Genomic DNA, 22,444 nt, shown 5'->3' with positions numbered 1-22,444 from the left:
TAGAGATGCTGGATATGAAAAACATCAATGAAGCCTACGAGCGCATGAAGAAAGGCGACGTGAAGTATCGCTTCGTGATCGACATGAAAACCCTGAAAGAGACGTAACGAAGAGCCGCCGGCCCTGCCGGCGGCTTGCCGCATTTATCTGGCAATATACCAGCCTTAACCACCGTTCCCTGACCTGATAACAGGCACGATCGGCCGCGGAAGTTCTGGCTGCAGGGGCAGCCCCTGGACGCCCGTGTTCTTCGACTGGGCGTTCAATCTGGCACGCGGGGAAACCATTGCCGAACGCTGGTCACAGATTCCCGCCGATACCGACGTTCTCATCACCCACGGCCCACCTTCAGGCATTCTCGACCAGGTCATCACCAAAACGGATTACCAGTCCGTCGGCTGCGACGACCTGACTCGGGAACTGGAGCGGTTAACACTGAAAATGCATGTCTTCGGACATATTCACGAAAGCCATGGCCAGCAACGACATGAAGACTGCCTGTTCGTCAATGCCAGCACCTGCAACGGCAACTTCAAACCCCTGAACCCGCCGGTGGTGGTGGATCTCTGAAACGGCTGGATCAGCGCTCCGCCACCACCCTGTCGATAGCGTCACGAAGCTCGGGCGCGTCCGGGGTTACGCGGCTAGGGAAGGTTTCAACAACCTCACCGCGGGCGTTGACCACATACTTGTGAAAGTTCCAGCGCGGCGGCGCGCTCTGGCTGTTAATGGCCCTGAACACCGGATTGGCATCGTTACCGGTCACCGCTGTGGGAGCAATCATGGTGAAGGTAACCCCGAAATTCTTGAAGCAGACGTTCGCCGCCTCTTCCTCGGTTGCCGCCTCCTGACGGAAATCATCACTGGCAAAGCCAACCACCACCAGGCCTTGGTCGCCGTACTCCTTGTGCAGGGACTCCAGCCCTTCAAACTGCCCGGTGTAGCCGCAACGGCTGGCGGTGTTGACCACCAGCATGGGTTTTCCCGCCGCCACATCGCACAGATTGACGGAGTCCGAGGAGTGCAGCTTGCGCAGATCCTGGTCGAGATACGCGGGGCACTCCGCCGCCATCACAGACGCTGAGGTCAACATGAAAATCACGGCAATCAGGGCTCGCATATCGGCTTCTCCATAAGGCATCATCAAAGATTACCCTGTATTTACGACCCGGCCAACCAAACAGTTTCCATGACGCCCACACCAGCACCCCATTCAACGGTTCCCGGCACTGCCGACCTGGACAATCCGCTGTACTACCTCGAAAACTTCGAGACGGTGGTGCGCTGGGTCCGGCAGCACCACAGTGACCTGCTGACTACAGAGGAAACCGGGAACATTGATAACCTGCTTGCGCTGAAAAAGCCGGCGCGGGCACTCCTCGCCCGCATGGTAATGCGCAGCGGTGAGCTGTTCCGGGTGGAAAAGCTCAGCTACTCCGAGCTCGGCGAGCCGGTGGCAGACGCCGCTCAAGCACTTGCTCGCAATGGCTGGATCGACGACACGCCGAACATTCATCTAACGGATCTGTTCCGGCTGTTTACCCTTGCCGAACTGCGCCCGGCCCTTGCGGACAGGATCTCCGCCGCCGGATTGCCGCCCGGGGCCGCCAAAAGACTGTTGCGGGACACGCTGGTTCCGATGCATCCGGATCCCGCTCTGGTAAACCAATGGCTGCCGAGTTTCTCCACCACTGTGGTCCGTCTCAACCATATGCCCCTGTTTGATCGCCTGCGGCTGATGTTCTTTGGCAATCTGCGCCAGACCTGGTCGGATTTCGTGCTGGTGGAACTGGGCCATCAGCAATATGAACAGGTGCCACTATCCTCCGAATCCCGCGCATTCGATGAGCGCAACCACGTGGACTGCTACCTGGTCATGCACCACTGCCGTGAGCGCCTGGACCAGGACGAGCCGCCGGAAACGGTATGGCAGGATGTGCCGGCAGCCTCTGACAATCCCTGGCTGGAAAGCCGGCGTGGCCGTTTGCTGTTCGAACTGGGCAAACTGGCAGAGCGCAGCGGCAATCAGGAGCTGGCGCTGGTCGCCTATGCGCAGAGTGGTCACCGCGAGGCCCGGCTACGGCAACTGCGCTTGCTGGAGCGGCTGAAGCGATACCGGGAAGCCTGGCAACTGGCCACAAGTGCTGGTCACCAACCCGGAGCCGGCGCGGAGGGGCGGGGCCTAGAGCGCATCCTCTCCCGGCTGGCGAAGAAACTGAGCGAACCGGCACCCCTCCATGCCACACGTCCGGCAATAACGGCTTTCACACTGGAACTGGAGAATCCGGCGGGCTACTCGGTGGAATGGGTGACGATGGAACGCCTGTCGAAGCCGGAAACCCCGGTCGCCTACGTGGAAAACACCCTGATCAACGGCCTCTTCGGCCTGCTGTGCTGGCGCGCCCTGTTCGCCCCCGTTCCCGGCGCCTTCTTTCACCCTTTCCACACCGGGCCAGTGGACCTGTATCGGGAGGATTTCGTGACTCGTCGGCAAGCCCTGTTTGACGAATGCCTCGATACTCTGGCCACCGATGAGTACAAACGTGAAATCCGCAACACCTGGCGGCAGAAACAGGGCCTCGCCTCGCCCTTTGTGGTCTGGCCCGTGCTTTCTCAAGAAGTCCTGGACCTGGCGCTGGAATGCATCCCCGCCAGCCACCTGGAGCTGATGTTCCGGCGCCTGCTGGATAACCTGCGGGAACACCGCAGCGGTTTTCCGGATCTGATCCGCTTTCAACCCGACCATGCGGAACCGGGCCAACGTTATGAAATGATCGAAGTGAAAGGCCCCGGCGACCGCCTGCAGGATCACCAGACCCGCTGGCTGGAGTTCTGCGTGGACCAGGGCATTCCAGTATCCGTCTGCTACGTTCGCTGGAAAGAGGCCGGCGAATGAGCGAACTCAGGGTTGCCGTGCGAACCCTCTGCGAGTTCGCTGCCCGCAAAGGGGACCTGGATTTGCGCTACACCCCGGCACCGACTTCCGAGGAAGGCATTGCTGGGCACGGGGCTGTGCAGGCCCGGCGCGGCCCCCGATACCAAAGCGAAGTGGCGCTGGCCGGCCAGTGCGGCGGGCTGACTGTCAGCGGCCGCGCCGATGGCTACGACCCGATTGCCGGCCGGCTGGAAGAAATCAAGACTCATCGGGGTGACCTGTCCCGGGTTCGGGAAGCCCAGCGTAACCTTCACCGGGCGCAACTGCGGGTTTACGGGGCACTCCTTTGCCGTCAGGAAAAGCTGAAAACAATCGACCTGGCCCTGATCTATTACGATGTAGGCAAGGACAAGGAAACCCCAGTCAGCGAAACTGCCAGCGCCGGCGAACTCTGGCAGGAACTGGAAACGCTGTGCGCCATTTACAGTGGCTGGGCGGAACAGGAGGCCAGTCACCGGCAGGAAAGAGACCTGGCCCTGTCACGGCTGATATTTCCCTTTCCTGACTTCCGTCCCCGGCAACGCGCGCTGGCGGAGACCGTTTACAAGAACACCCTGCGCAGCCAGACTTTGCTGCTGGAGGCACCCACTGGCCTGGGCAAAACCCTGGGCACTCTGTTCCCGGCGCTGATGGCCATGCCGGCAGCCAGCCAGGACCGGTTGTTCTACCTCACCAGCCGCAACACCGCCCGCCACCTGGCGGTGGATGCCGTCCACCTGTTGCGGAGCAAACAATCCGGTGCACTGCCATTGCGGACCCTGGAGCTGGTAGCCAAGGACCATGCCTGCGAGCATCCGGACAAGGCCTGCCACGGGGACGCTTGCCCATTGGCCAAAGGCTTCTTCGACCGACTGCCGGATGCCCGGACGGAGGCAGTCAGTCACACCGGCGCCCTGACCCAGGCGGTACTCGCAGACATTGCCAGCAACCATGGTATCTGCCCCTATTTCCTGGCCCAGGAAATGGCACGCTGGTGCGATGTGGTGGTGGCGGATGTAAACCGCATGTTCGACCAGTCCGCCCTGCTTCATGCCCTGGTTCGGCAGAATGACTGGAAAGCCAGCCTGCTGATTGACGAAGCCCACAACCTGGTGGACCGGGCCCGTGGCATGTATTCGGTGGAACTGAGCCAGGCCCGCCTGCTGCGGATCCGGCGCCAGGCACCCAAAGCCCTGAAACCCCAGCTGGACGGGGCGTCCCGGGCCTGGCAATCAGTGATCCGCGACCATGCCCCGGACATCAGCCGTGAACCGGTGATACTGGATAACCTGCCCGGCTCACTCACCGGCGCGCTGAACCGACTGGTGTCTGCCATTACCGACTACCTGGCCGACCATCCGCCGGACCTGGCGCTGCAGGAACTGATGTTTGAAAGCCTGGCCTTTACCAGACTCGCGGAGGTGTTCGGCGACCACTCCCTGTGCGAACTGAGCAGATCCGGCCGAGGCAAGGCACAACTGGCCATCCGCAACCTGATACCGGCGGATTTTCTCAGCCCCCGTTTCGAGTCGGCCGACAGCACTCTGCTGTTTTCCGCGACCCTGTCGCCCGGCATCTATTACCGCGACCTGCTGGGCATGCCTGAAGAGACCTGTTTCCAGTCGTTACCCGGCGCGTTTTCCGCCGAACAGCTGGAAGTGCATTTCACGCCCCATATCAGCACCCGCCAGGCAGACAGGGAGCGTTCGCTGGTGCCCATTGCCGAACTCATCGCGCGGCAATACCGGGATCGCCCGGGCAACTACCTGGCCTTTTTCAGCAGCTTTGCCTACCTCAACCGCGTGCGCGACACTCTCGCCGAACTGGCGCCTGACATTCCCCTGCGTACCCAGCAACCGGGCATGTCCGGCGAGGAGCGCACGGCATTTCTGGACGGCTTCCAGACCAACAATGCCGGCGTTGCCTTTGCCGTACTCGGGGGTGTGTTCAGTGAGGGTATCGACCTGCCGGGCGACCGCCTGATCGGCGCCTTTGTGGCGACGCTGGGGCTGCCGCCCTTCGACGCCTGGCATGAGATCCTGCGACAGCGACTGGAGCAGCGTTTTGGTGCCGGCCATGCCTATACGTACCTGATCCCCGGCCTGCAGAAAGTAGCCCAGGCCGCGGGCCGGGTGATCCGCACCCCGGAAGACCGTGGCGTGATCTGGCTGATCGATGACCGTTTTCTGCAGAACCATATCCGCGAGCTCTTGCCCGGCTGGTGGATCACCAACAGTCATACCGACCACCCCCTATAGCAGTATGTCCGCCGGTTTTTGTTATGCTGGTGGGTAACCCAAAATCGGAGCATTGAATGTCGCAGTCTTCCAACGCCCAGTCCCCTTCACAATCACCGGCCTACTCCCTACTGGAACTGGCATCGGTTCGAGAGGGTGATTCCGTCGGCCAGACCCTGGCCAATAGCGTGGCCTATGCCAGACACGCTGAGAGCCTGGGCTTCCAGAGGTTCTGGCTGGCCGAGCACCACAACATGGAAGGCATCAGCAGTTCCGCGACAGCCGTTCTGGTGGGCCACATTGCCGGTGCGACCACAACATTACGTGTTGGTTCCGGCGGCATCATGCTGCCCAATCATCCACCGCTGGTGATCGCCGAGCAGTTCGGCACCCTGGAGAGCCTGTACCCGGGCCGGGTTGACCTGGGCCTTGGCCGCGCACCAGGCACCGACCCGATCACCAGCCGCGCCCTGCGCCGGGACGGACTGGGTGCAGAGCAATTCCCCGAGGATGTTGCCCGGCTGCAGACGCTGCTCGGCCCGCTGCAGCCGGGCCAACAGGTTAAAGCTATCCCCGGTGCCGGCACCAATGTGCCAATCTGGCTGCTTGGCTCCAGCCTCTACAGCGCCCAACTGGCAGCCATGCGTGGCCTGCCCTATGCCTTCGCCGGCCACTTTGCGCCACGGCTCTACCGCGAGGCGATCCAGACCTACCGGGATAACTTCCAGCCCTCTGCACAACTGGACAGGCCCTACGTCATTCTGGCCGTTCCGGCGGTGCCGGCAGCGACCGACGAGGAGGCGCAGTTCCTGGCCACCACCAGTTACCAGCGCATCCTCTCGCTGTTCCGTGGCCAGCCGCTGTGGATGCGGCCGCCGGTGAAATCCATGGACGGCTTATGGAACCCTGGAGAGAGAGCCGGCGTGAAAGACTTCCTGTCCCTGCAACTGCTTGGCAGTGAGAACTCCATCCGCGACCAGCTGCAGAGATTGCTGCAGACCGTCGAGGTGGACGAACTGATGTTCACCGTGGACCTGTACGACCCGGAAAAGCGCCGGCACGCGCTGGACATTCTGGCCGCCACCCGACACTGAACCCCCTCACCGGAGGTGACCATGGCAACGTCTGACATTCATGTATTCCTGTCCCACGGGCTGGAGAGTGGCCCCGGCGGCACCAAGGTGCAGGCCCTGAAAACGGAAGCGGAAACCTTTCCGGGGGTGACTGCGATCGCGCTGGACCATCGCAGCACCAAAGTGCCCATGGAACGTCTGCAGCAGATGAAACAGGCCATGGCCGAAGCGGGAGCCAGTCCGGAACGCACCATACTGGCGGGTTCCAGCATGGGTGGCTGGGTCTGTGCCCGCACCAGTGCCGAGACGCCGGTACTCGGGTGTTTCCTGCTGGCACCGGCGCTGGCCATGTCCGCCTATCCCCAGTCAAGCCCGCGGATCCAGGCCCGGCACGCCCAGATCATTCACGGCTGGGATGACGACGTGGTGCTGCCCATGCCGGTGATAGAACTGGCTCGGGAACAGCAGTTGCCGTTACTGGTACTGCCGGACGGGCATCGGCTGGAAAACAGCCTGGAACGGCTGGTCAGTGAATTCCGGGAGTTCATGGCCACATGCCTGGCGTAATGCCAGGCGCTACTTGAGCCGGGCGGCCTCGAATACCGCCAGTTCTTCTCCGGCTTCACCCAGCAAAAGCAGTTCGGTGCCATCCAGGTTCACGCCCACGGTCTTGGCCAGTGCAGCAAACAGCAGTTCTTCCACCAGGTTTTCCTCGCAGGCCATGCGGGTGCTGCCCATGGAATCGAACAGCAGGTTTTCACCTCTCACCTGGTAGTTGCCCATGTACTGGTTACAGCCACTGAATCCGCTAACGCGGCCATCGTCCAGGAACAGGATGTGGGCTTTCTGTTCGCTGCCGGTGTCCGGCACTGCTTCACCGGCAACACGCACCAACTGCCAGTAGGTGTTGGTCAGGGGCACACCGGGCTCGTCACCCGCCGGGCTTTGTTCAGTGGGTGAGGTTACACATCCGGCGAGCGCCAGAACCGCAAACAGGACAACCGCCATCCCCGATGCCTGCACTGTTCCTTTCATTCCAGTTCTCCCTGCTGGTGGTTAACGCTGGCCGGCATTCAGACCAGCAGCCTGGCAAGCCCTGATGCCCTGATGACTCCACGGCTCACCGCCTGTTTCAACACACCCTCCTGGCTCACCACCAGGCTCAGCCAGTGGCGGGCACGGGTAATGCCGGTATACACCAGTTCCCGGGTCAGCACCGGGGTCAGGCGATCCGGGATGACCAGACAGGCGTGGGTAAACTCCGAACCCTGGGATTTGTGCACCGTCATCGCATAGACGGTTTCCAGCGACTGCAACCGGCTCGGGGAAATCCACCGGATGGCCCCGCTGCCGTCACTGGAGGGAAAGGCCACCCGCAGGGTATCCACTGGCCCGCCGTCTTCGTCCCGATCCCAGGGCACACTCAGGGTGACGCCAATATCGCCATTCATCAGGCCCAGATTATAGTCGTTTCCGGTGATCAGTACCGGACGGCCCTCGTACCAGCCCTCGGTCTGGTCAATAAGGCCGGCCCGGCGCAGGCGCCCGGCAATTTCGACGTTCAGACCTTCCACCCCGAAAGTGCCCTGGCGCAGGGCGCAAAGAACCTTGAAATGGTTGAATGCCGTGAGCACTCCGGTGGCCCAGGCATCCCACTGCTCACGGGCTTCGGTTTCATCGGCGGCGGAAGGCTTTTGCTCGCGGATGATGCGCAGGTAGTGGCCATAGCCCACTGGCGGTGCAACCGGCTTTTCACCGATCAGGCGCCCTTCACCGCTGTTATCGAAGTTTTCCGGTGTACCGGTAAGGGCATGGTCCGCCATCAAGGCGTCACCCGTTGCATTGGCGCCGGCGCGAGTGATGCCATTGGCCGGAGAAAGCCAGGCAACATCCTCGAAGGCCTGCTCCCGACACTGGCGGATCAGGTGCTGGTTCAGGTTGCCGGCATTTGTGGCCGCGGCCAGCACGCCGATACCACTGTGCTGGTCAAAGCGATAACTCTTGCGCAGCATGGCGACCGCCTGGTCAAGAGGAAGACCCTCAGCATCCGTCAGTTGCGATGGCAACCGGCATCCTGTCACCGACTCCAGCCATTGGGCCGTTGCTGGCAGATAATGGGCAGCCTCCGCGCGCTGACACAGCTCCCCGAGTACTGCACCGGCATCCACCGAGGCCAGCTGGTCCTTGTCCCCCAACATGATCAGGCGTGCCTTATCGGGTAACGCGGCAAACACCGAAGCCATCAGATCGACATCCACCATCGAAGCCTCGTCAATCACCAGGATATCCAGTGGCAGGGGATTGTCCTCGTTGTGACGGAAACTCCGCGACCCTGGCCGGCTACCCAACAACCGGTGCAGTGTTGTGACCTGCGTGGGAATAGCGGATTTATCAGGCCGGCCTGGCAGCCGCTCCAGGGGCAGACGGTCAACTGCACCGCCAATGGACTCGCTCAGCCTTGCCGCGGCCTTACCGGTGGGCGCTGACAGACGGATACGCAGGTAGGGGCTGGAAGCACCGTCTCCGGTCGATTCACTTGCCACTGATTGCAGGGCAGCCAGCAGGTTCACCACCGTGGTGGTCTTGCCGGTACCGGGCCCACCGGTGATCACGCTGAAACGGTTCCGGGCCGCCAGGGCACAGGCGGTTTTCTGATAATCCGGTTCCGGGCCGGCCCCGAACAGGGTATCCAGTGCCCGGGACAACAGGCCGGCATCCGCCAGCTCTGCCTGATTTTCCAGACGCGCCCGGATGCCTGTGGCAATGACCTGTTCGTAGCGCCAGAACCGGCGCAGGTACAACCGCGAGCCGTCCAGCACCAGGGGCGTTGCCTGTTCGCCGTTACCCACGGCACAGCTTTTTTCCAGACTGGCAACAAGTTCTTCCGGGCTGATATCCGCAAACAGGTCTGATGGCCGCAGGCTGTATGCCGGGAGTGATTCTGCCCCTTCCGGTGGCAGCACCAGCGTGGGCTCGGTGTCGCGACAAAGGTGTGTTATGTCAAGGCAGACGTGTCCACGCCCCACCTGATGCGAAACCAGGGCTGCCAGCAATGCCAGCATGACAGAAGGCTGCTCGCCCTCCTCCGCAACGATGCTGCAGACAAAGCCCGCAAATGCGTGATCCAGGGCGCGAATCCACTCCCGTTCCACCCAGTCGTCGAGCAGGGCAAGGGCCGCTTCAGCGGTTGTTGGTGAAGATGCAGGAACAGCATCAAACAGATCCTGGATGTATCCGCTTTCCCCGGTCATGCCGCCTTCTCCCGCTGGCCGCTGAACAGTCGGTCCAGTTCTTCAATCAGGGCCCGGTCCGGCCGATCGGTGAAGGCGCCGGCGCCCGGTGCATCACATCCCCGCAGGAACAGGTAAACAGCTCCTCCCACGTGGGTATCGTAGTCATAACCCGGCAGGCGGGACTTGAGCAGCCTGTGCAATGCCAGCAGGTAGATGACGTACTGCAGGTCATATCGATTCTCGAGGATTTTTTCTTTCATGGCGTCAGTCACGTAGGCCTGATCGTCCTCGCCGAGAAAATTCGATTTGTAGTCCAGCACGTAATAGCGGCCCTTGTGCTCGAATACCAGGTCGATAAAACCCTTGAGCATGCCGTTAAAGGTGGTTTCATGGGCTTCAGGCCGGTTTTCACCGTTCAGGGTGAGTTGTCGGACTGCCACATCCATTGCACGGGTATTCACCTGGTGGCTTTCAAACCAGAACTCCAGTTCCGGGCGTAAGGTTTCCAGGCCGGAAAGGGTGCAGGTTTGCCCGTTATCCGGCAGGGGGATATCCATGGTAATCAGCGTGTGAACCCATGTTTTCAGCGTGTCCGCCCAGTCGCTCCAGTTGCGCAGATTGCAGCGACGCTCCAGCAGCTCGTGCAGTTCGGCCGGTTCATCGGCCACCCTGCGGAAGCCCTGAGCGGCACACCACTCAAGAATATCGTGGAGGAAAGTGCCCGGGCCGGCGCCTTTAGGGAAGCTGTGCCGGTTGAACGGTAGCGGACCTTTGGCATCGGCCGTGGTGTCGATACCCGCCGATTCGTCTTCCTCCCGAAGGTTCTCCTGCTCCGCGTCTTCACTGGCAGGGGCGAAGTCCTCGCCGAACCCACTGCGGGCACCGTAGGTAATGGCAGAGTAGCTGGCAATCCACCAGTTTTCCCGGGCGGCACGCACCGGCTCCAGAGCCTTGCCAAGCTCCGGTTCTGCTTCGCCCACGTAGACATCCTCGCCCGGCTCCGGCACCGGCGCCACCTCGATGGCAGGTTCGCCGGAAGCCATGGCTGTGAGAAAGGGAGTCAGATCCACGTCCTCGTCACTGGCGGCCGGGCCTGCCAGGTGCCCCAGACCACTCTGACGCCAGCCTCTTATTCCGGCTGCTCCTACCCAGGTGGCGTGGCGGGAGCGAGTCAGGGCCACATAGAATTTGCGGATATCCTCACCCAGTCGTTCCCGGTCGGCCCGTGCCAGGGTTTCTTCATCCGGCTCCAGGGAAATCTGCAGTTTGCCGTTATCGTCGTGATACTTGATGAAGGCCTGGTTAGGCTTCTCCTCGCGGAATTCGGTGGCAAAAGGCAGGAACACCAGCGGGTATTCCAGACCTTTGGACTTGTGTACGGTGACCACCTTGACCAGCCCGGCGTCGCTTTCCAGGCGCATGGTGCGATGCTCGTCCTCGTCGTCGGACTCCCGCAGCATTTCGGTGTAGTGATGGATCAGGGCATGTTCGCCATCCAGCTGCTGGCTGTCCTGCTGCAGCAATTCGGCAATGTGCAGGATGTCGGTCAGCCCGCGTTCACCATCCGGCCCTGCCAACAGTTTGGCGGGCACTTCATAATCCATCAGCAGGCGCCGCAGCATGGGCAGTACACCCTGCTTTTGCCAAAGCTCTCGGTAGCCCTGGAAACGGTTGATCTCCCGGTCCAGCGCATTCTCGTCACTGAGCAGCCGGTCCAGGTCCTGGTAAGCCAGGCCCATGGTGGGCGTGGCCAGGGCGGCGCGAATCAGTGATAGCTGACCGGGCTCGGCACAGGCCTGCAACCACTGCAGCAATTCCAGCGCCTGGGCCGACTGCAACACGGAATTGCGGTCCGACAGGTAGACACTGCGAATACCCCGTAAACTCAGCGCCTGCCTGACGGCCTCCGCCTCGCCGCGTTTGTTCACCAGGATGGCGATGTGTTCCGGTCGCAGCGACTCGATAGGCTCGCCCTCGGCAGAAAATCCGGCTTCACCGGCCTGACCCAGGTTCAAAAGACGGGCGATTTCAGCCGAGCAGGCGTCCGCCATGGCCTCCCTGCCGGCTTCCTTGGCGATATGCCGTTCATCCGCCAGCGTCCAGAAGGTCAGTGGCGGTTGTGGCTGACCCTGCACGCACCACTGGCGATCGGTGCCTTTGGCGTCCACGGGATTGAACGGCAGTGGATTATCGCCACCGGCACGGAACAGGAACGCCCCTTCCGGCAATATCTGGTCGGCCTGGGCGAAAACCCGGTTAACACCATCCACCATGGCAATAGCGGAACGGAAGTTGGTACCCAGCGTGTAAGTGCGGCTGCTGACCGCTCGACGGGCATCCAGATAGGTGTAGATGTCCGCACCCCGGAAACCATAGATGGCCTGCTTGGGGTCGCCGATCATCAGCAGGCTGGTGTCCTGGTCGTTTCTGGCTACCCGGTAGACGCGGTCAAAGATCCGGTACTGGACCGGATCGGTGTCCTGGAACTCGTCAATCATCGCTACCGGGAACTGGCGGCGAATGGTCTCGGCCAATCGCTCACCCTGGGGGCCACCCAGGGCTTCATCCAGACGGGTGAGCAGGTCATCAAACCCCATACTGGCAAGGCGCTGTTTTTCACTCTCCAGGCGCCGGGCAATCCAGCAGGCGGCGTGGTTGAGGATGTCCGGCTTGGCCACCGGCATGGCTTTCAGGGCCGGTTTGAGCTCTGCAACGGCATCCATGGCAGGATGGTGGGGCGGTTCGTCATCACCGGTCCATTTTTCCGCGAAAGCATCGGCTTCCAGGGAATCAAAGCCCTTGGTGCGCTTGCTGGTGAGAAACTCGTGGGGTTCGGCGGCGTCAGTAGTGGCCCATTCCCGCAACAAATCCACCGCTTTCTGGATGGAGTTTTTGGTGGTGCCGTGCAGGGGCTTTGGTTTGTGCTTTGCGGTTTCCGCCAGCAACGCATCCAGCTCATCACACCACGCGGGCCAGGGTGCTTTCAGTTCCCGGAGTCTGTCCTCACGCTGATTTTTCGCGTTTTCTGCCGCTGCCACCGGGTCACGCTCCGGCACAGGCAGGGCGTCAACATGGGGCAGCAGGTTACGAACGGACTGGCGCAGGCTTTCCGGTGTCCTCCAGTTATCCAGCACTTCACCCATCAGCTCCGTCGGCAGGGGGTAGATAAATGTGCGCCAGTAATCCCTCACCACGTTGTCCAGCAGCTCCGTCTGGCTGGTTTCCAGAGTCTGGCGGAACAGACTGCCGCTGTCGAAGGCGTGTTCACTAAGCATGCGATTACACCATCCGTGGATGGTGGAAACCGCAGCCTCATCCATCCACTCCGCCGCCAGCAGCAGTTTCCGGCGACAGGCCGGCCAGTCTGCCGCTGGGCAGGCATTACGCAGGTTAACCAGCGGATCTTTGGCAATTTCGCTGGTATCAACGGTATCCGGATCCACAGCAAACAGCGCCGCGGCTTCGGTGAGGCGGGCCCGGATACGGTCCCGGAGTTCCTTGGTGGCAGCCTCGGTGAAAGTGACCACCAGCAGGTTCGGCGGCATGATGCCTTCCCCGAGTGGCTCTTCGGCGGTGCGGTGCCCCAGCACCAGACGCACATAGAGCAGCGCCAGGGTGAAGGTCTTGCCGGTACCCGCACTGGCTTCAATCAGTTGGCTGCCGCGCAGCGGTAACGTCAGGGGGTCGAGTGTGCGGACGGTCCCGGTCATTTCGCTTTCTCCCTGTCAGCACCGCCGGTCTTTGCGCGGCCTGCCTGCTCCGCCTGCCAGAGCGGTTCATACAGCGAAGACACCAGTTGCGGGAATCGCACACCTGCCAGCAACTGCCCGAATTCCGGGTAAGCCCTGTGCAGGTAGCCGCTGTCCCGGGACAGGGCCTTCATATAGGCTTCCTCTGCTTTCTGTAGCGCCTTGTCTTCGTTTCCTTCACCCCGGGCGGGATACAGCCCCCTCAGGTAGGCAAAGGCAGCCCCGGACTCAACCGGCAGCGGCTGAGTCTGGCCCTGCATCCAGGTGTCCAGCACGGTGGACAGGCATTCTCCCGCGATAGCGCCCTCCATGGGTAACAGCCTGACCACCCGTTGTTCCTCCTTGGCAAGGACCAGGGTATGGAAAGCCTCAAAACGGAGATTGCCCGCCAGATGGGCTATCCAGTGGTCCAGCAGCGCCGGGAACCGCAACTGGCGGGAGTTCGAAGCCCCTTCCAGGAGATTGCTGCTGGCGATGACGACCCTGCAGACACTTCCGTCCGGACGGGTGCGCAGGTTACCCAGGCGGTCGCTGATGTACAGGGCGTCCTCGCCACGTTCGTCGCAATAGTCGAACCCGATCACCTCGTCAATGGCCTCGGGCCAGAGGGCCAGCGCTTCCTGATAACGTTTGTGCAGGTCCGGCATGCGGCTTTCCAGTTGCCGGGTCAGGGCGTGTTCCGTCAGCCCCATGCCCAGTTCGCCCCGGCGGGCCATGCTGGCCAGGGCTGCTTCGATCCGTTGTTCCAGTTCGTCCTCGTTTTCGGCTTTCATTACTGCCTGGCGGATCAGTTCGTCCTCCAGCCGCCAGTGCTGCAGTCCGTCCATGGCGAAAGCTTCGTTATCGGTATCCAGACTCTCCACGTCGGTAAAACGAACCTGCAGGCGACGCTGGTAAAAGACTTCCACCGGGCGTTTGAGGAAGGCGCCAAGTTCGGCCAGGGTCAGCGGGTCGGCAGGGGCCAGGCAAGGCAGTTCAGCCTGCTCTGTTTCGGCTTCCCGGGACTGGTGTGCGCTGAGCCATTCGCTGTCATAGGTGAACAGCCGACGGGCAGCCAACACCTCGTCTACATTCGCCGAATCCTGATCACCCGCGCCCCGGTTTTCAGCCGGAAAGTACTCGCGGCTGAAGGGCTGCAACGGGTGTTCAATGGTCAGGGTTTCGGACGCTTGCTGGTCTGACCCGGGCACCTGCCAGGCCGCATCCAGGTGATCCCGTAGCTGGCTCACCAATACCGACGGTGGTCGCTCCGAGTCATCGCGGATACTGCGCCCTACCCAGCTGATATAAAGCTGCTCCCGTGCCGACAGCAGAGCCTCCAGGAACAGGTAGCGGTCGTCTTCCCGGCGGGAGCGATCCCCGGGGCGGTAATCCAGCGCCATCAGGTCAAAATCCACCGGCGGGCGGGAACGCGGGTAGTCGCCGTCATTCATGCCCAGCAGGCAGACGTGGCGAAAGGGAATGGCCCGCATCGGCATCAGGGTGGCAAAATTGACCTTGCCCGCCAGGAAGCGCTGGTTCAGACCACCTTCTTCCAGGCCTTCCAGCAGGATTTCGCGAACAATATTGAGGGGCAGCTCTACCTGCTCCATACCAGCGCTATGGCAATCCTGCAGCCACTGTTCCGCCTGCCGGCGCAGGCGGTTGACCAGCAGCAGCTCGTCGTCGGACAGGTCGTCGAAAAAACGCTCCAGTATTGACTGCAACAAATCCAGCCAGCCCGACGGGGTCGCGGTTGCCCGCAGTTCGTGCCAGAGGTCTTCCAGGCGATCGATGAAGCGACAGAGATTACCCGCCACACTGGCCTGCAGGCCACCGATCTCCTCATAGGGTTCAATGCCCTGCCAGGGGTCGTCGCGACCGGTGCCGTATCCCAGCAACATGCGCCGCAAACCGGCCTGCCATGTGTTACGTTCCAGGCCATCGGGCAGATCGAGACTGCGGCGGTGGTCACTGTGCAGGCCCCAACGAATATTGGCGCCTTCCACCCACTGGCGCACCAGCGGCAGGTCACCCTCGGCAATACCGTACCGGTTCCGTACCGCCGGCACTTCCAGCAGGCTGAGGATTTCGCTGACGCCGAAGCGGCTCTCCGGCAAAGCCATCAGGGTATCCAGGGCAATCAGCACCGGCTGGCGGTGGCGCTGGCCCTGATCGGAAATGGTGAACGGGATATAGCGGCGGGATGACGACGGATAACGACCAAAAACCGCCTGGATCTGGGGCGCGTAGGTGTCCACGTCGGGCACCATGACGATGACATCCCGGGGCCGCAGCTCCGGATTGCTGTTGAATGCTGCCAATAACTGGTCGTGGAGAATCTCCACCTCTCGTTGCGGGCTGTGAGCATTGTGAAATACCACGGAAGCGTCCCGGAGGGGGTCCAGAGTACGCCCCTGTTCCAGCATCTCCGTTTGTGACGTCAGTGTGCGAATATCATTCTGGATCCGGTGCAGCAGCAAAGGCTGTTGCGAATCGCCATGGGGTGTGAAGATATCGATGCGGCCGTCCGGCGTGGCAATGCGGTCCTGGTAGCTCTCCGGGTTATCAAACTCGTCCAGCAGCCGGATGTAGTCCCGGCCCTGCTTGCCCCAGGCCGCCAGCAGCGGATTGGCATGCTGGTGCAGATCATCAGGGTCGGTCAGTGCTGCCAGTTTCGGGTGGGCCAGCCCGCGCTTGCGATCGGCATTGAGCAGGTCGCGGTCGCTGATAATGTCGGCCCAGTAGAATTCGCTGGGGTTGTGGACGCAGAGCACCACCTGGCTGACCCGGCTGAGAATCGACAGTGCTTCCAGCGCCTGCTTCGGCAGCGAGGAAACACCAAATACCACAATGCGCCGGGGCAGGTCAGACGGCCGGTCTGCGGCCGTCAGCGTCTGGCCCTGTTCCATGAATCGGGTATGGATGCGCGAACGGCTGGTACCGGCAAGCTCGCCGACATCTTCAACCAGTTTGCGCCAGAGTACGGGCTGCCAGCGTAACTCCTCACTCAGTTCCCGGCCTTCGCCCCTGGCCATCTGCAGGCGATCGTGCCCGGCCTCCCAGTCCGCCAGCCAGTCGGCGCGGAACACCTGGTACTGATCGAAAAGGTCCGCAATCTTGCCAGCCAGCTGGTAACGCCGGGTTTCGGTGTCCGCTCCGGCCATGAATCTCTGCAGGGGGGCAAACACGTCGTCATCCGCAATCAGGTCCGGCAGCAACCGGAACAGGCGCCAGACCAGGCGGGACTTGTCAAAAGGAGACTGCTCCGGCACACCGGAGGAAGTCAACACGGCCCGATAGGCCTGCCAGATAAAGCGGGCAGGAAACAGGAAATCCATGCCGGCAGCGATGCCTATGCCACCATTACTCTGCCCATCACCCGCATCAGACGGATCTTCCGCCAGGGCAAGCTTCAGCCACTGGGCAATGCCGTTGCTCTGCACCAGGAAGGTTTCGCTTTCCAGCGGTGGCAGCGGGCTGTTCCGACAGATCCAGACCACTGCCCGACGCAGGTCTTCCAGGTGGTTGGCGTGGATGGCGTGAAAGCCGGGCTCAATGGTTGGCGTTGCTGGCATACCTGCTCTGTGTAGTCGTCCGGGTAAGAAAAGAAAGCCTATCACAACTCTGGAAGGATTCCGGCCAGGCGATACCGGATTGATTCAGGTCATCTCAAAGTCATCCGATCTTGCCTGTACCCCGAACAACTTTGTAAGGTGGAAATAAAACGCCGACATAACCAAGTAACAAAACGACATAAAATGAGATGAGAGAGGAGACCACCATGAGTAAGGTTAACGAAAGCCGTCGCGTATTCCTGCGGACCGCCGCTCTGGGTGTTGCCGCGATACCGCTGGCAAAGTTCGCGACACATTCACCCCGGGCAAGGGCCGAAATGCCCAAGGCAGAGGACGGTCACGCCCTTGACTACGTCAACAACGGGGCTGATTCCGACCATGAAAAATACCAGGATGGCCGACAGTGTGACGGCTGCGCATTCTGGGCCGGCGAGGAATCCGACGGTTGGGGCAAGTGCCGCCACCCCGATTTCAGTGATGTGCTTGTAAATGCCGAGGGCTGGTGCAATACCTGGGTTCCCAAAGGCTAACCAACCCCCTTATCCAGGCTCCGTGGATTTAGACTTATCCGGAGCCTGGAAGTCAGATTCCGCACCATTTCAGAGCGGCCTCGCCTCACATTAGTTCTTTTATTCCCGATATTTACCGAATTCGGTGGCGAGCAGGCCGCTGGGAAAATCTATTCACTCATTTTCTTGCGAAAACGGCATTGTTTTGCCAGTCTTATTTAATGTAACAATAATTTGCAGCAAAAATATAAACGGAGACGACACGATGAGTAGCTTGAGCAAGTTCAAAAAACTGGCCGGCATTTCAGCGTTGGCATTTGCAGCGATGACTGCGGCCAATTCCATTTCTGCCGCAGAATGGCGTTACGCCCACGAAGAATACGAAGATGACGTTCAGGACGTCTTTGCCTATAAATTCAAGGAATACGTTGAAGACAACTCAGACCATACCGTAAAGGTTTTCCGCTTTGGCGAGCTGGGTGAGTCTGACGACATCATGGAGCAGACCCAGGCTGGCATTCTCAACTTCGTTAACCAGTCCCCCGGCTTTACAGGCTCGCTGATTCCGGAAGCACAGATTTTCTTCATTCCTTACCTGCTGCCGACCGACATGGAAACGGTCATCGAGTTCTTCGACAAGAGCAAGGCAATCAACGAAGACTTCCCTGAGCTGTACGCCGAAAACGGTCTTGAACTGTTGAAGATGTACCCGGAGGGTGAGATGGTCGTCACTCTGGATGAAAAGGCGACTTCGCCGGAAGACCTGAACAACAAGAAGATCCGGGTTATGACCAACCCGCTGCTGTCGGAAACCTACGATGCCTTCGGTGCCACGCCGACCCCGCTGCCATGGGGCGAAGTGTATGGTGCACTCCAGACCAACATGATCCAGGGCCAGGAAAATCCGATCTTCTGGATCGAGTCCGGCGGCCTGTACGAGGTATCTCCTAACCTGATCTTTACTGGCCATGGCTGGTTCACAACCGCGATGATGGCCAATAAGGACTTCTTCGACGGTCTGTCCGATGAAGAGCAGGAACTGATCCGTGAAGCTTCAGACTTCGCCTATGATGAGATCCTCGAGCACATTGACGGCCTTGCCGACGAGGCTCTCGCCAAGATCGAGGAAGCCAGTGACGAAGTGACCGTCACCCGCCTGAACGAAGAACAGATCCAGGCGTTCCGCGAGCGCGCTCCTCAGGTCGAGGAAGCATTCATCGACATGACGGGCGAAAGCGGCAAGGAACTGCTGGAGCAGTTCAAGAAAGATCTGGAAATGGTTGAGTCTGACTGACCAAAACAAACAGGCCGGGAACCCCCGGCCTGTTTTCGTTCTAACAAACCTCCGAAGGCTGACTATCGTGTCAGGAGGCAAATTGTGCTGGAGCGCCAGACATGTCAGAGCAAGACCATGACGCAACTGTCGAAAAAATAGAAGAGATGGACGACACCGGCGCGTTCGAGTCGGGACTGCCCGGTTTCCTTGGAACCATTGACGAAGCCATTGCCAAGACTGAAGCCGTGATTCTGGCCATGGGCGTCATACTGATGGCCATCAACACCTGTGTGAACGTCATCATGCGTTTCGGCCTTGGTAAGGGCCTGTTCTTCTCCGGTGAGGTCAACCGGGTCCTGATTGTCCTGATTACTTTCGCGGGCATCGGTTATGCCGCGCGGCATGGCCGCCACATCCGCATGTCTGCCATTTACGACATGCTTCCCGTCCTTGGGCGCAAGATTCTGATGGTCATCATTGGCTTTTTCACGGCCGCGGCAATGTTTTTCCTCTGTTATTTCTCCGCCGGCTACATTGATACGCTCATCGACCGCGGGCGGATCCTCCCTGCGCTGAGCATGCCCATATGGATTATGTATATCTGGGTGCCCATAGGCTTTGCCGTTACCGGAATCCAGTATCTGCTGACCGCGATCAAGAATCTAACCAGCGAAGATGTTTACCTGTCGACGGGTGTTGTCGACGGTTACGCTGATACCGAATCGGAAGTCTGAACCGGCACCATTCCGGTCCAAGAAGGGAAGGAAACGCTCATGGCGACAACTCTCATGCTGATCATGATCGGGCTGCTGTTACTGGGCTTCCCGATGATGGTTCCACTGATCACCGCAGCCGTCGTCGGCTTTGTGATGATGTTCGACGGTTTCGGGCAGATGGAAACCTTTATCCAGCAGATGATGGGAGGTATTCGCCCCGCATCGCTGATAGCGGTTCCGATGTTCATACTGGCCGCGGATATAATGACCCGCGGTCAGTCTGCCAACCGCCTTATCCACATGGTCATGGCCTTCATTGGCCATATCAAGGGCGGACTGGCCATCAGTACCGCCACTTCCTGCACCCTGTTCGGCGCGGTTTCCGGATCTACCCAGGCCACCGTCGTTGCCGTGGGCTCTCCCCTCCGCCCGAAACTGCTAAAAGCCGGCTATTCTGACTCTTTCAGCCTGGCTCTGATCATCAATTCCAGTGACATCGCCTTCCTGATTCCACCCAGCATCGGCTTCATCATTTACGGGGTTATCTCCGAGACATCCATTGCGGAGCTCTTTATTGCCGGTATTGGACCAGGCGTCATGATTCTGGCGATGTTTTCGATCTACTGTCTGATTTACGCCCATGTAAACAAAGTACCCACCGAAGAGAAGGCCACCTGGGGTGAAAGAGGGGTCGCCGTTCGAGAAGCTCTTTGGCCACTGTTTTTCCCGGTCATTATCGTGGGCGGTATCTATGGCGGCATCTTCAGCCCGACTGAAGCCGCGGCGGTGTGTGTGCTCTATGCCTTCCTTCTTGAGTTTGTGGTATTCCGCTCGCTGAAAATGCCCGATATTTACCGGATCGCAAAGTCGACCGGCCTGATTACGGCGGTGGTATTCATTCTGGTGGCTGTCGGTAACGGGTTTTCCTGGATTATCTCCTTTGCGCAGATTCCACAGAGCATTCTGGAAGCGGTTGGTATTGCCCAGATGGGCCCGGTCGGGGTGATGATCACCATCTGCTTAGCCTTCTTCATCGCCTGCATGTTCGTCGACCCGATCGTGGTGATACTGGTACTGACGCCCATTTTTGCACCCGCCATCGAGGCGACAGGCCTTGACCCGGTCCTTGTTGGTGTTCTGATTACGCTTCAGGTGGCTATCGGCTCGGCCACGCCGCCCTTTGGTTGTGACATATTCACCGCCATTGCCATCTTCAAGCGCCCTTACTGGGAAGTGATCCGCGGTACACCACCGTTTGTCTTCATGCTGGTTGCAGCAGCAGGCCTTATCATCGCATTCCCGCAAATTGCGTTGTTCCTGCGTGACATGGCGTTTGACTGACAACTGCTGAGACCAAATTCAGGGAGAAGAACATGTTCAAAAAGATTCTGGTGGCAGTTGATGGTTCCAAGTCTTCCTTTAACGCCATGGACAAGGCCATTGACCTACAGAAGCTTACGGATGCGGAAATCTATCTGATCTGCGTCTACAAGCACCACAGCCTGTTCGAAGCATCCCTGTCCATTGGACGTCCCGAAGGTATGGACATCCCGGACAAGGCGCTATCGGATTATGCAAAAGATATCGTCAACCATGCCAAGGAGATGGCAACGGAAAAAAACGCAGTGAAAGTCCGTGGCTTCGTTAAAGCCGGTCGTCCCTCAAGCGTGATCGTCAAGTTTGCCGAGGAGAAAGACATAGACCTGATTGTGGTTGGCACCCAAGGCACCCACAGCGGAAAAGACGGCATACTGCTTGGCAGCGTATCGCACCGCGTCGCGTCCAAGGCAAAATGTCCGGTACTCGTAGTCTGATTAGCCTGAGAAAGGCGTTGGTGTCTTTTTCACTATTCGCCTGGAGTTCCTGCAATTCCTCAACTTTGATGAAGCTGACCAGTGATTATCTGGCACTAGTGCCACGGAGAGCGGCTACGCAACCTCCACCCTGTCCCGGCCAGCCTCCTTGGCCCGATAGAGCGCCCGGTCAGCGAGCCCGGTCAGCGAGCCCAAGCAGATTATCAGGGGAGTCGCTGCTCTCGGGCCAGCATGACCTGCTGTTCAATCCGCAAATGACGAAAACGCCTGACAACAACAACCGTGATCGTGAGCAGTGATGCCATTAACAGAGCATCAAAGGTGGGGAATGTGGATGGCAGATCCACTACCCCCGTCAGCGCCGCACCGATAGCCCCGATCGCGTAAAACAGGTGTATTTTCCAAACCAGGTTGATCAGCCATGGACGATGATCCGCAAACCACTGCTCCAGCAGCAATGCCATGGCCAGCGGTGCATTCCAGAGCAACTGACTGGCCTGGCTTTCCGACAGTAGCAAAAGCGCCGACGACAGCGAGAACAGTGCAATACTGCCAAAACTCTTCTTCTCGGTCTGGAGCAGCGCAAATATCAGGGACAGCAGCGCAATCAGCGCGGAGAATCCGGCAATAACCAATGCTTCGAGGGAGTTTTTCAGGATAAAGAGGGTGAGGTCGGGCCGGTTCATGATGGATACCTCACCCCAAAGCCCGATATCCGTGTAATCCGAGAAAATCCGGAAATAGACTGTCTTACCCTCAAAGTCCTCCGGCAACGGGATTGCATGCCAGGGCCAGCCCTCAAAACGTCCCCGCCCCTGATCATCAAACGTACCGTACTGGTAGATATTCTCGCCATCCAGCCAGACCTGGACGATCAGATCCACACTGAGTATGTAGAGAGCAGGTTCCTGCCATTCACCGTCAGGCAGAGTGACGCGATACCAGACTTGCTCACGCCCATCCCGGCCCGGTGGATTGGATGGAAATCCGATAGCCTGCCACTGCTCCGGTTCTCCCTCCCTGAACCCACTCGGGAATGCCCTCAGTTGAAAACGGCGAATCGCCCCAGCGATATTCCCAGCATTCTTCCAGGTCAACCGCAGCCGAAGCAGGCTGCGAAACCAGAAAGCCCAGGAGGATCAGAAGGATCAGAAGGATCAGGCTTCCGGCCTTTACGGGAAACAGCGTCTGCATACGTTGGTTTGCCTGTCGCTTTAGGGTACGGTCGTTGAATTATAGAACGCCCGTGCCACTGAACTCTGCCAGCGACGTGACAAACACAAACTCCAACGGGTACCTGCCATATTCTCGCTGCTTTAATCCTGTCACAAAATCATCACAGAGTTTCCGTAACGTCATGTTGACG

General features: G+C 59.8%; 16 protein-coding genes. 10 read left to right on the top strand and 6 right to left on the bottom strand.

From position 1 onward, the window contains the following. Positions 1-243 precede the first annotated feature (243 nt). Entirely contained in the window at positions 244-570 is a 327-nt protein-coding gene (locus ACESMB_RS07795) for a hypothetical protein (protein ID WP_372971263.1), read from the top strand. A gap of 10 nt (positions 571-580) precedes the next feature. Here the strand turns inward: ACESMB_RS07795 and ACESMB_RS07790 are convergent, their stop codons facing one another. Beyond that, positions 581-1,120, bottom strand: coding sequence for a glutathione peroxidase (locus ACESMB_RS07790; RefSeq protein ID WP_372971262.1), 540 nt, complete (start codon positions 1,118-1,120; stop codon positions 581-583). 69 nt (positions 1,121-1,189) lie between these two features. Here ACESMB_RS07790 and ACESMB_RS07785 point away from each other — a divergent pair, with 69 nt between their 5' ends. From ACESMB_RS07785 to ACESMB_RS07770, 4 genes are read left to right on the top strand one after another with little or no spacing between them, the layout of a single operon-like run. Beyond that, a complete protein-coding gene (locus ACESMB_RS07785; RefSeq protein WP_372971261.1) occupies positions 1,190-2,896 on the top strand; it encodes a VRR-NUC domain-containing protein in 1,707 nt (568 codons plus the stop codon). Next, entirely contained in the window at positions 2,893-5,172 is a 2,280-nt protein-coding gene (locus ACESMB_RS07780; RefSeq protein ID WP_372971260.1) for an ATP-dependent DNA helicase, read from the top strand. Before ACESMB_RS07785 ends, ACESMB_RS07780 begins: the two co-directional genes overlap by 4 nt. A 56-nt stretch (positions 5,173-5,228) precedes the next feature. Beyond that, the gene (locus tag ACESMB_RS07775; protein WP_372971259.1) at positions 5,229-6,245 is read left to right on the top strand and encodes an LLM class flavin-dependent oxidoreductase; all 1,017 of its coding nucleotides are present in this window, start codon (positions 5,229-5,231) and stop codon (positions 6,243-6,245) included. Between the two features lie 21 nt (positions 6,246-6,266). Beyond that, positions 6,267-6,791 carry a YqiA/YcfP family alpha/beta fold hydrolase gene (locus ACESMB_RS07770; protein WP_372926287.1) on the top strand — a complete coding sequence of 175 codons (525 nt, stop codon included), beginning with the start codon at positions 6,267-6,269 and terminating at the stop codon, positions 6,789-6,791. Between the two features lie 9 nt (positions 6,792-6,800). Here the strand turns inward: ACESMB_RS07770 and ACESMB_RS07765 are convergent, their stop codons facing one another. The 4 genes from ACESMB_RS07765 to recC are packed head-to-tail and all read right to left on the bottom strand — an operon-like array spanning position 6,801 to position 16,763. Continuing rightward, positions 6,801-7,259, bottom strand: a complete 459-nt coding sequence (locus ACESMB_RS07765) for an META domain-containing protein (protein WP_372926286.1) — start codon at positions 7,257-7,259, stop codon at positions 6,801-6,803. Between the two features lie 38 nt (positions 7,260-7,297). Next, positions 7,298-9,475: an exodeoxyribonuclease V subunit alpha gene (gene recD / locus ACESMB_RS07760; RefSeq protein WP_372971258.1), complete on the bottom strand. Its 2,178-nt coding sequence runs from the start codon at positions 9,473-9,475 to the stop codon at positions 7,298-7,300. After that, a complete protein-coding gene (gene recB / locus ACESMB_RS07755; RefSeq protein WP_372971257.1) occupies positions 9,472-13,167 on the bottom strand; it encodes an exodeoxyribonuclease V subunit beta in 3,696 nt (1,231 codons plus the stop codon). Before recB ends, recD begins: the two co-directional genes overlap by 4 nt. Then, complete coding sequence (gene recC / locus ACESMB_RS07750) at positions 13,164-16,763, bottom strand: exodeoxyribonuclease V subunit gamma (RefSeq protein ID WP_372971256.1); 3,600 nt, start codon at positions 16,761-16,763, stop codon at positions 13,164-13,166. The genes recB and recC overlap by 4 nt, the downstream gene beginning before the upstream one ends. A gap of 206 nt (positions 16,764-16,969) precedes the next feature. Between recC and ACESMB_RS07745 the strand changes: the two genes are divergently transcribed. The 5 genes from ACESMB_RS07745 (at position 16,970) to ACESMB_RS07725 (ending at position 21,078) form a co-directional block, all read left to right on the top strand. Then, positions 16,970-17,293: a high-potential iron-sulfur protein gene (locus ACESMB_RS07745; protein ID WP_372926282.1), complete on the top strand. Its 324-nt coding sequence runs from the start codon at positions 16,970-16,972 to the stop codon at positions 17,291-17,293. A gap of 244 nt (positions 17,294-17,537) precedes the next feature. After that, positions 17,538-18,566, top strand: coding sequence for a TRAP transporter substrate-binding protein DctP (gene dctP, locus ACESMB_RS07740; RefSeq protein WP_372926281.1), 1,029 nt, complete (start codon positions 17,538-17,540; stop codon positions 18,564-18,566). Positions 18,567-18,667: 101 nt separating this feature from the next. After that, positions 18,668-19,282, top strand: a complete 615-nt coding sequence (locus tag ACESMB_RS07735; RefSeq protein ID WP_372926280.1) for a TRAP transporter small permease — start codon at positions 18,668-18,670, stop codon at positions 19,280-19,282. A 39-nt stretch (positions 19,283-19,321) separates the two neighbouring features. After that, a complete protein-coding gene (locus ACESMB_RS07730; protein ID WP_372926279.1) occupies positions 19,322-20,605 on the top strand; it encodes a TRAP transporter large permease in 1,284 nt (427 codons plus the stop codon). Positions 20,606-20,637: 32 nt separating this feature from the next. Beyond that, positions 20,638-21,078, top strand: a complete 441-nt coding sequence (locus ACESMB_RS07725; RefSeq protein WP_372926278.1) for a universal stress protein — start codon at positions 20,638-20,640, stop codon at positions 21,076-21,078. 203 nt (positions 21,079-21,281) lie between these two features. Here the strand turns inward: ACESMB_RS07725 and ACESMB_RS07720 are convergent, their stop codons facing one another. Continuing rightward, on the bottom strand, positions 21,282-22,175 hold the full coding sequence (locus tag ACESMB_RS07720; protein ID WP_372971255.1) for a hypothetical protein: 894 nt from the start codon (positions 22,173-22,175) through the stop codon (positions 21,282-21,284). Positions 22,176-22,444: the final 269 nt, after the last annotated feature.

Source organism: Marinobacter sp. (assembly GCF_041686475.1).
In the GTDB taxonomy this organism is placed as follows: domain Bacteria; phylum Pseudomonadota; class Gammaproteobacteria; order Pseudomonadales; family Oleiphilaceae; genus Marinobacter.
This window is presented reverse-complemented; position numbering and strand designations above follow the sequence as displayed.

Excerpts from the sequence above, each read along its gene's own strand:
- recB (WP_372971257.1), bottom strand. The coding sequence starts at position 13,167 with ATGACCGGGACCGTCCGCACACTCGACCCCCTGACGTTACCGCTGCGC.
- ACESMB_RS07730 (WP_372926279.1), top strand. The coding sequence starts at position 19,322 with ATGGCGACAACTCTCATGCTGATCATGATCGGGCTGCTGTTACTGGGC.
- ACESMB_RS07785 (WP_372971261.1), top strand. The coding sequence starts at position 1,190 with ATGACGCCCACACCAGCACCCCATTCAACGGTTCCCGGCACTGCCGAC.
- recC (WP_372971256.1), bottom strand. The coding sequence starts at position 16,763 with ATGCCAGCAACGCCAACCATTGAGCCCGGCTTTCACGCCATCCACGCC.
- ACESMB_RS07790 (WP_372971262.1), bottom strand. The coding sequence starts at position 1,120 with ATGCGAGCCCTGATTGCCGTGATTTTCATGTTGACCTCAGCGTCTGTG.
- ACESMB_RS07735 (WP_372926280.1), top strand. The coding sequence starts at position 18,668 with ATGTCAGAGCAAGACCATGACGCAACTGTCGAAAAAATAGAAGAGATG.
- dctP (WP_372926281.1), top strand. The coding sequence starts at position 17,538 with ATGAGTAGCTTGAGCAAGTTCAAAAAACTGGCCGGCATTTCAGCGTTG.
- ACESMB_RS07745 (WP_372926282.1), top strand. The coding sequence starts at position 16,970 with ATGAGTAAGGTTAACGAAAGCCGTCGCGTATTCCTGCGGACCGCCGCT.
- ACESMB_RS07770 (WP_372926287.1), top strand. The coding sequence starts at position 6,267 with ATGGCAACGTCTGACATTCATGTATTCCTGTCCCACGGGCTGGAGAGT.
- ACESMB_RS07775 (WP_372971259.1), top strand. The coding sequence starts at position 5,229 with ATGTCGCAGTCTTCCAACGCCCAGTCCCCTTCACAATCACCGGCCTAC.
- ACESMB_RS07765 (WP_372926286.1), bottom strand. The coding sequence starts at position 7,259 with ATGAAAGGAACAGTGCAGGCATCGGGGATGGCGGTTGTCCTGTTTGCG.
- recD (WP_372971258.1), bottom strand. The coding sequence starts at position 9,475 with ATGACCGGGGAAAGCGGATACATCCAGGATCTGTTTGATGCTGTTCCT.
- ACESMB_RS07725 (WP_372926278.1), top strand. The coding sequence starts at position 20,638 with ATGTTCAAAAAGATTCTGGTGGCAGTTGATGGTTCCAAGTCTTCCTTT.
- ACESMB_RS07780 (WP_372971260.1), top strand. The coding sequence starts at position 2,893 with ATGAGCGAACTCAGGGTTGCCGTGCGAACCCTCTGCGAGTTCGCTGCC.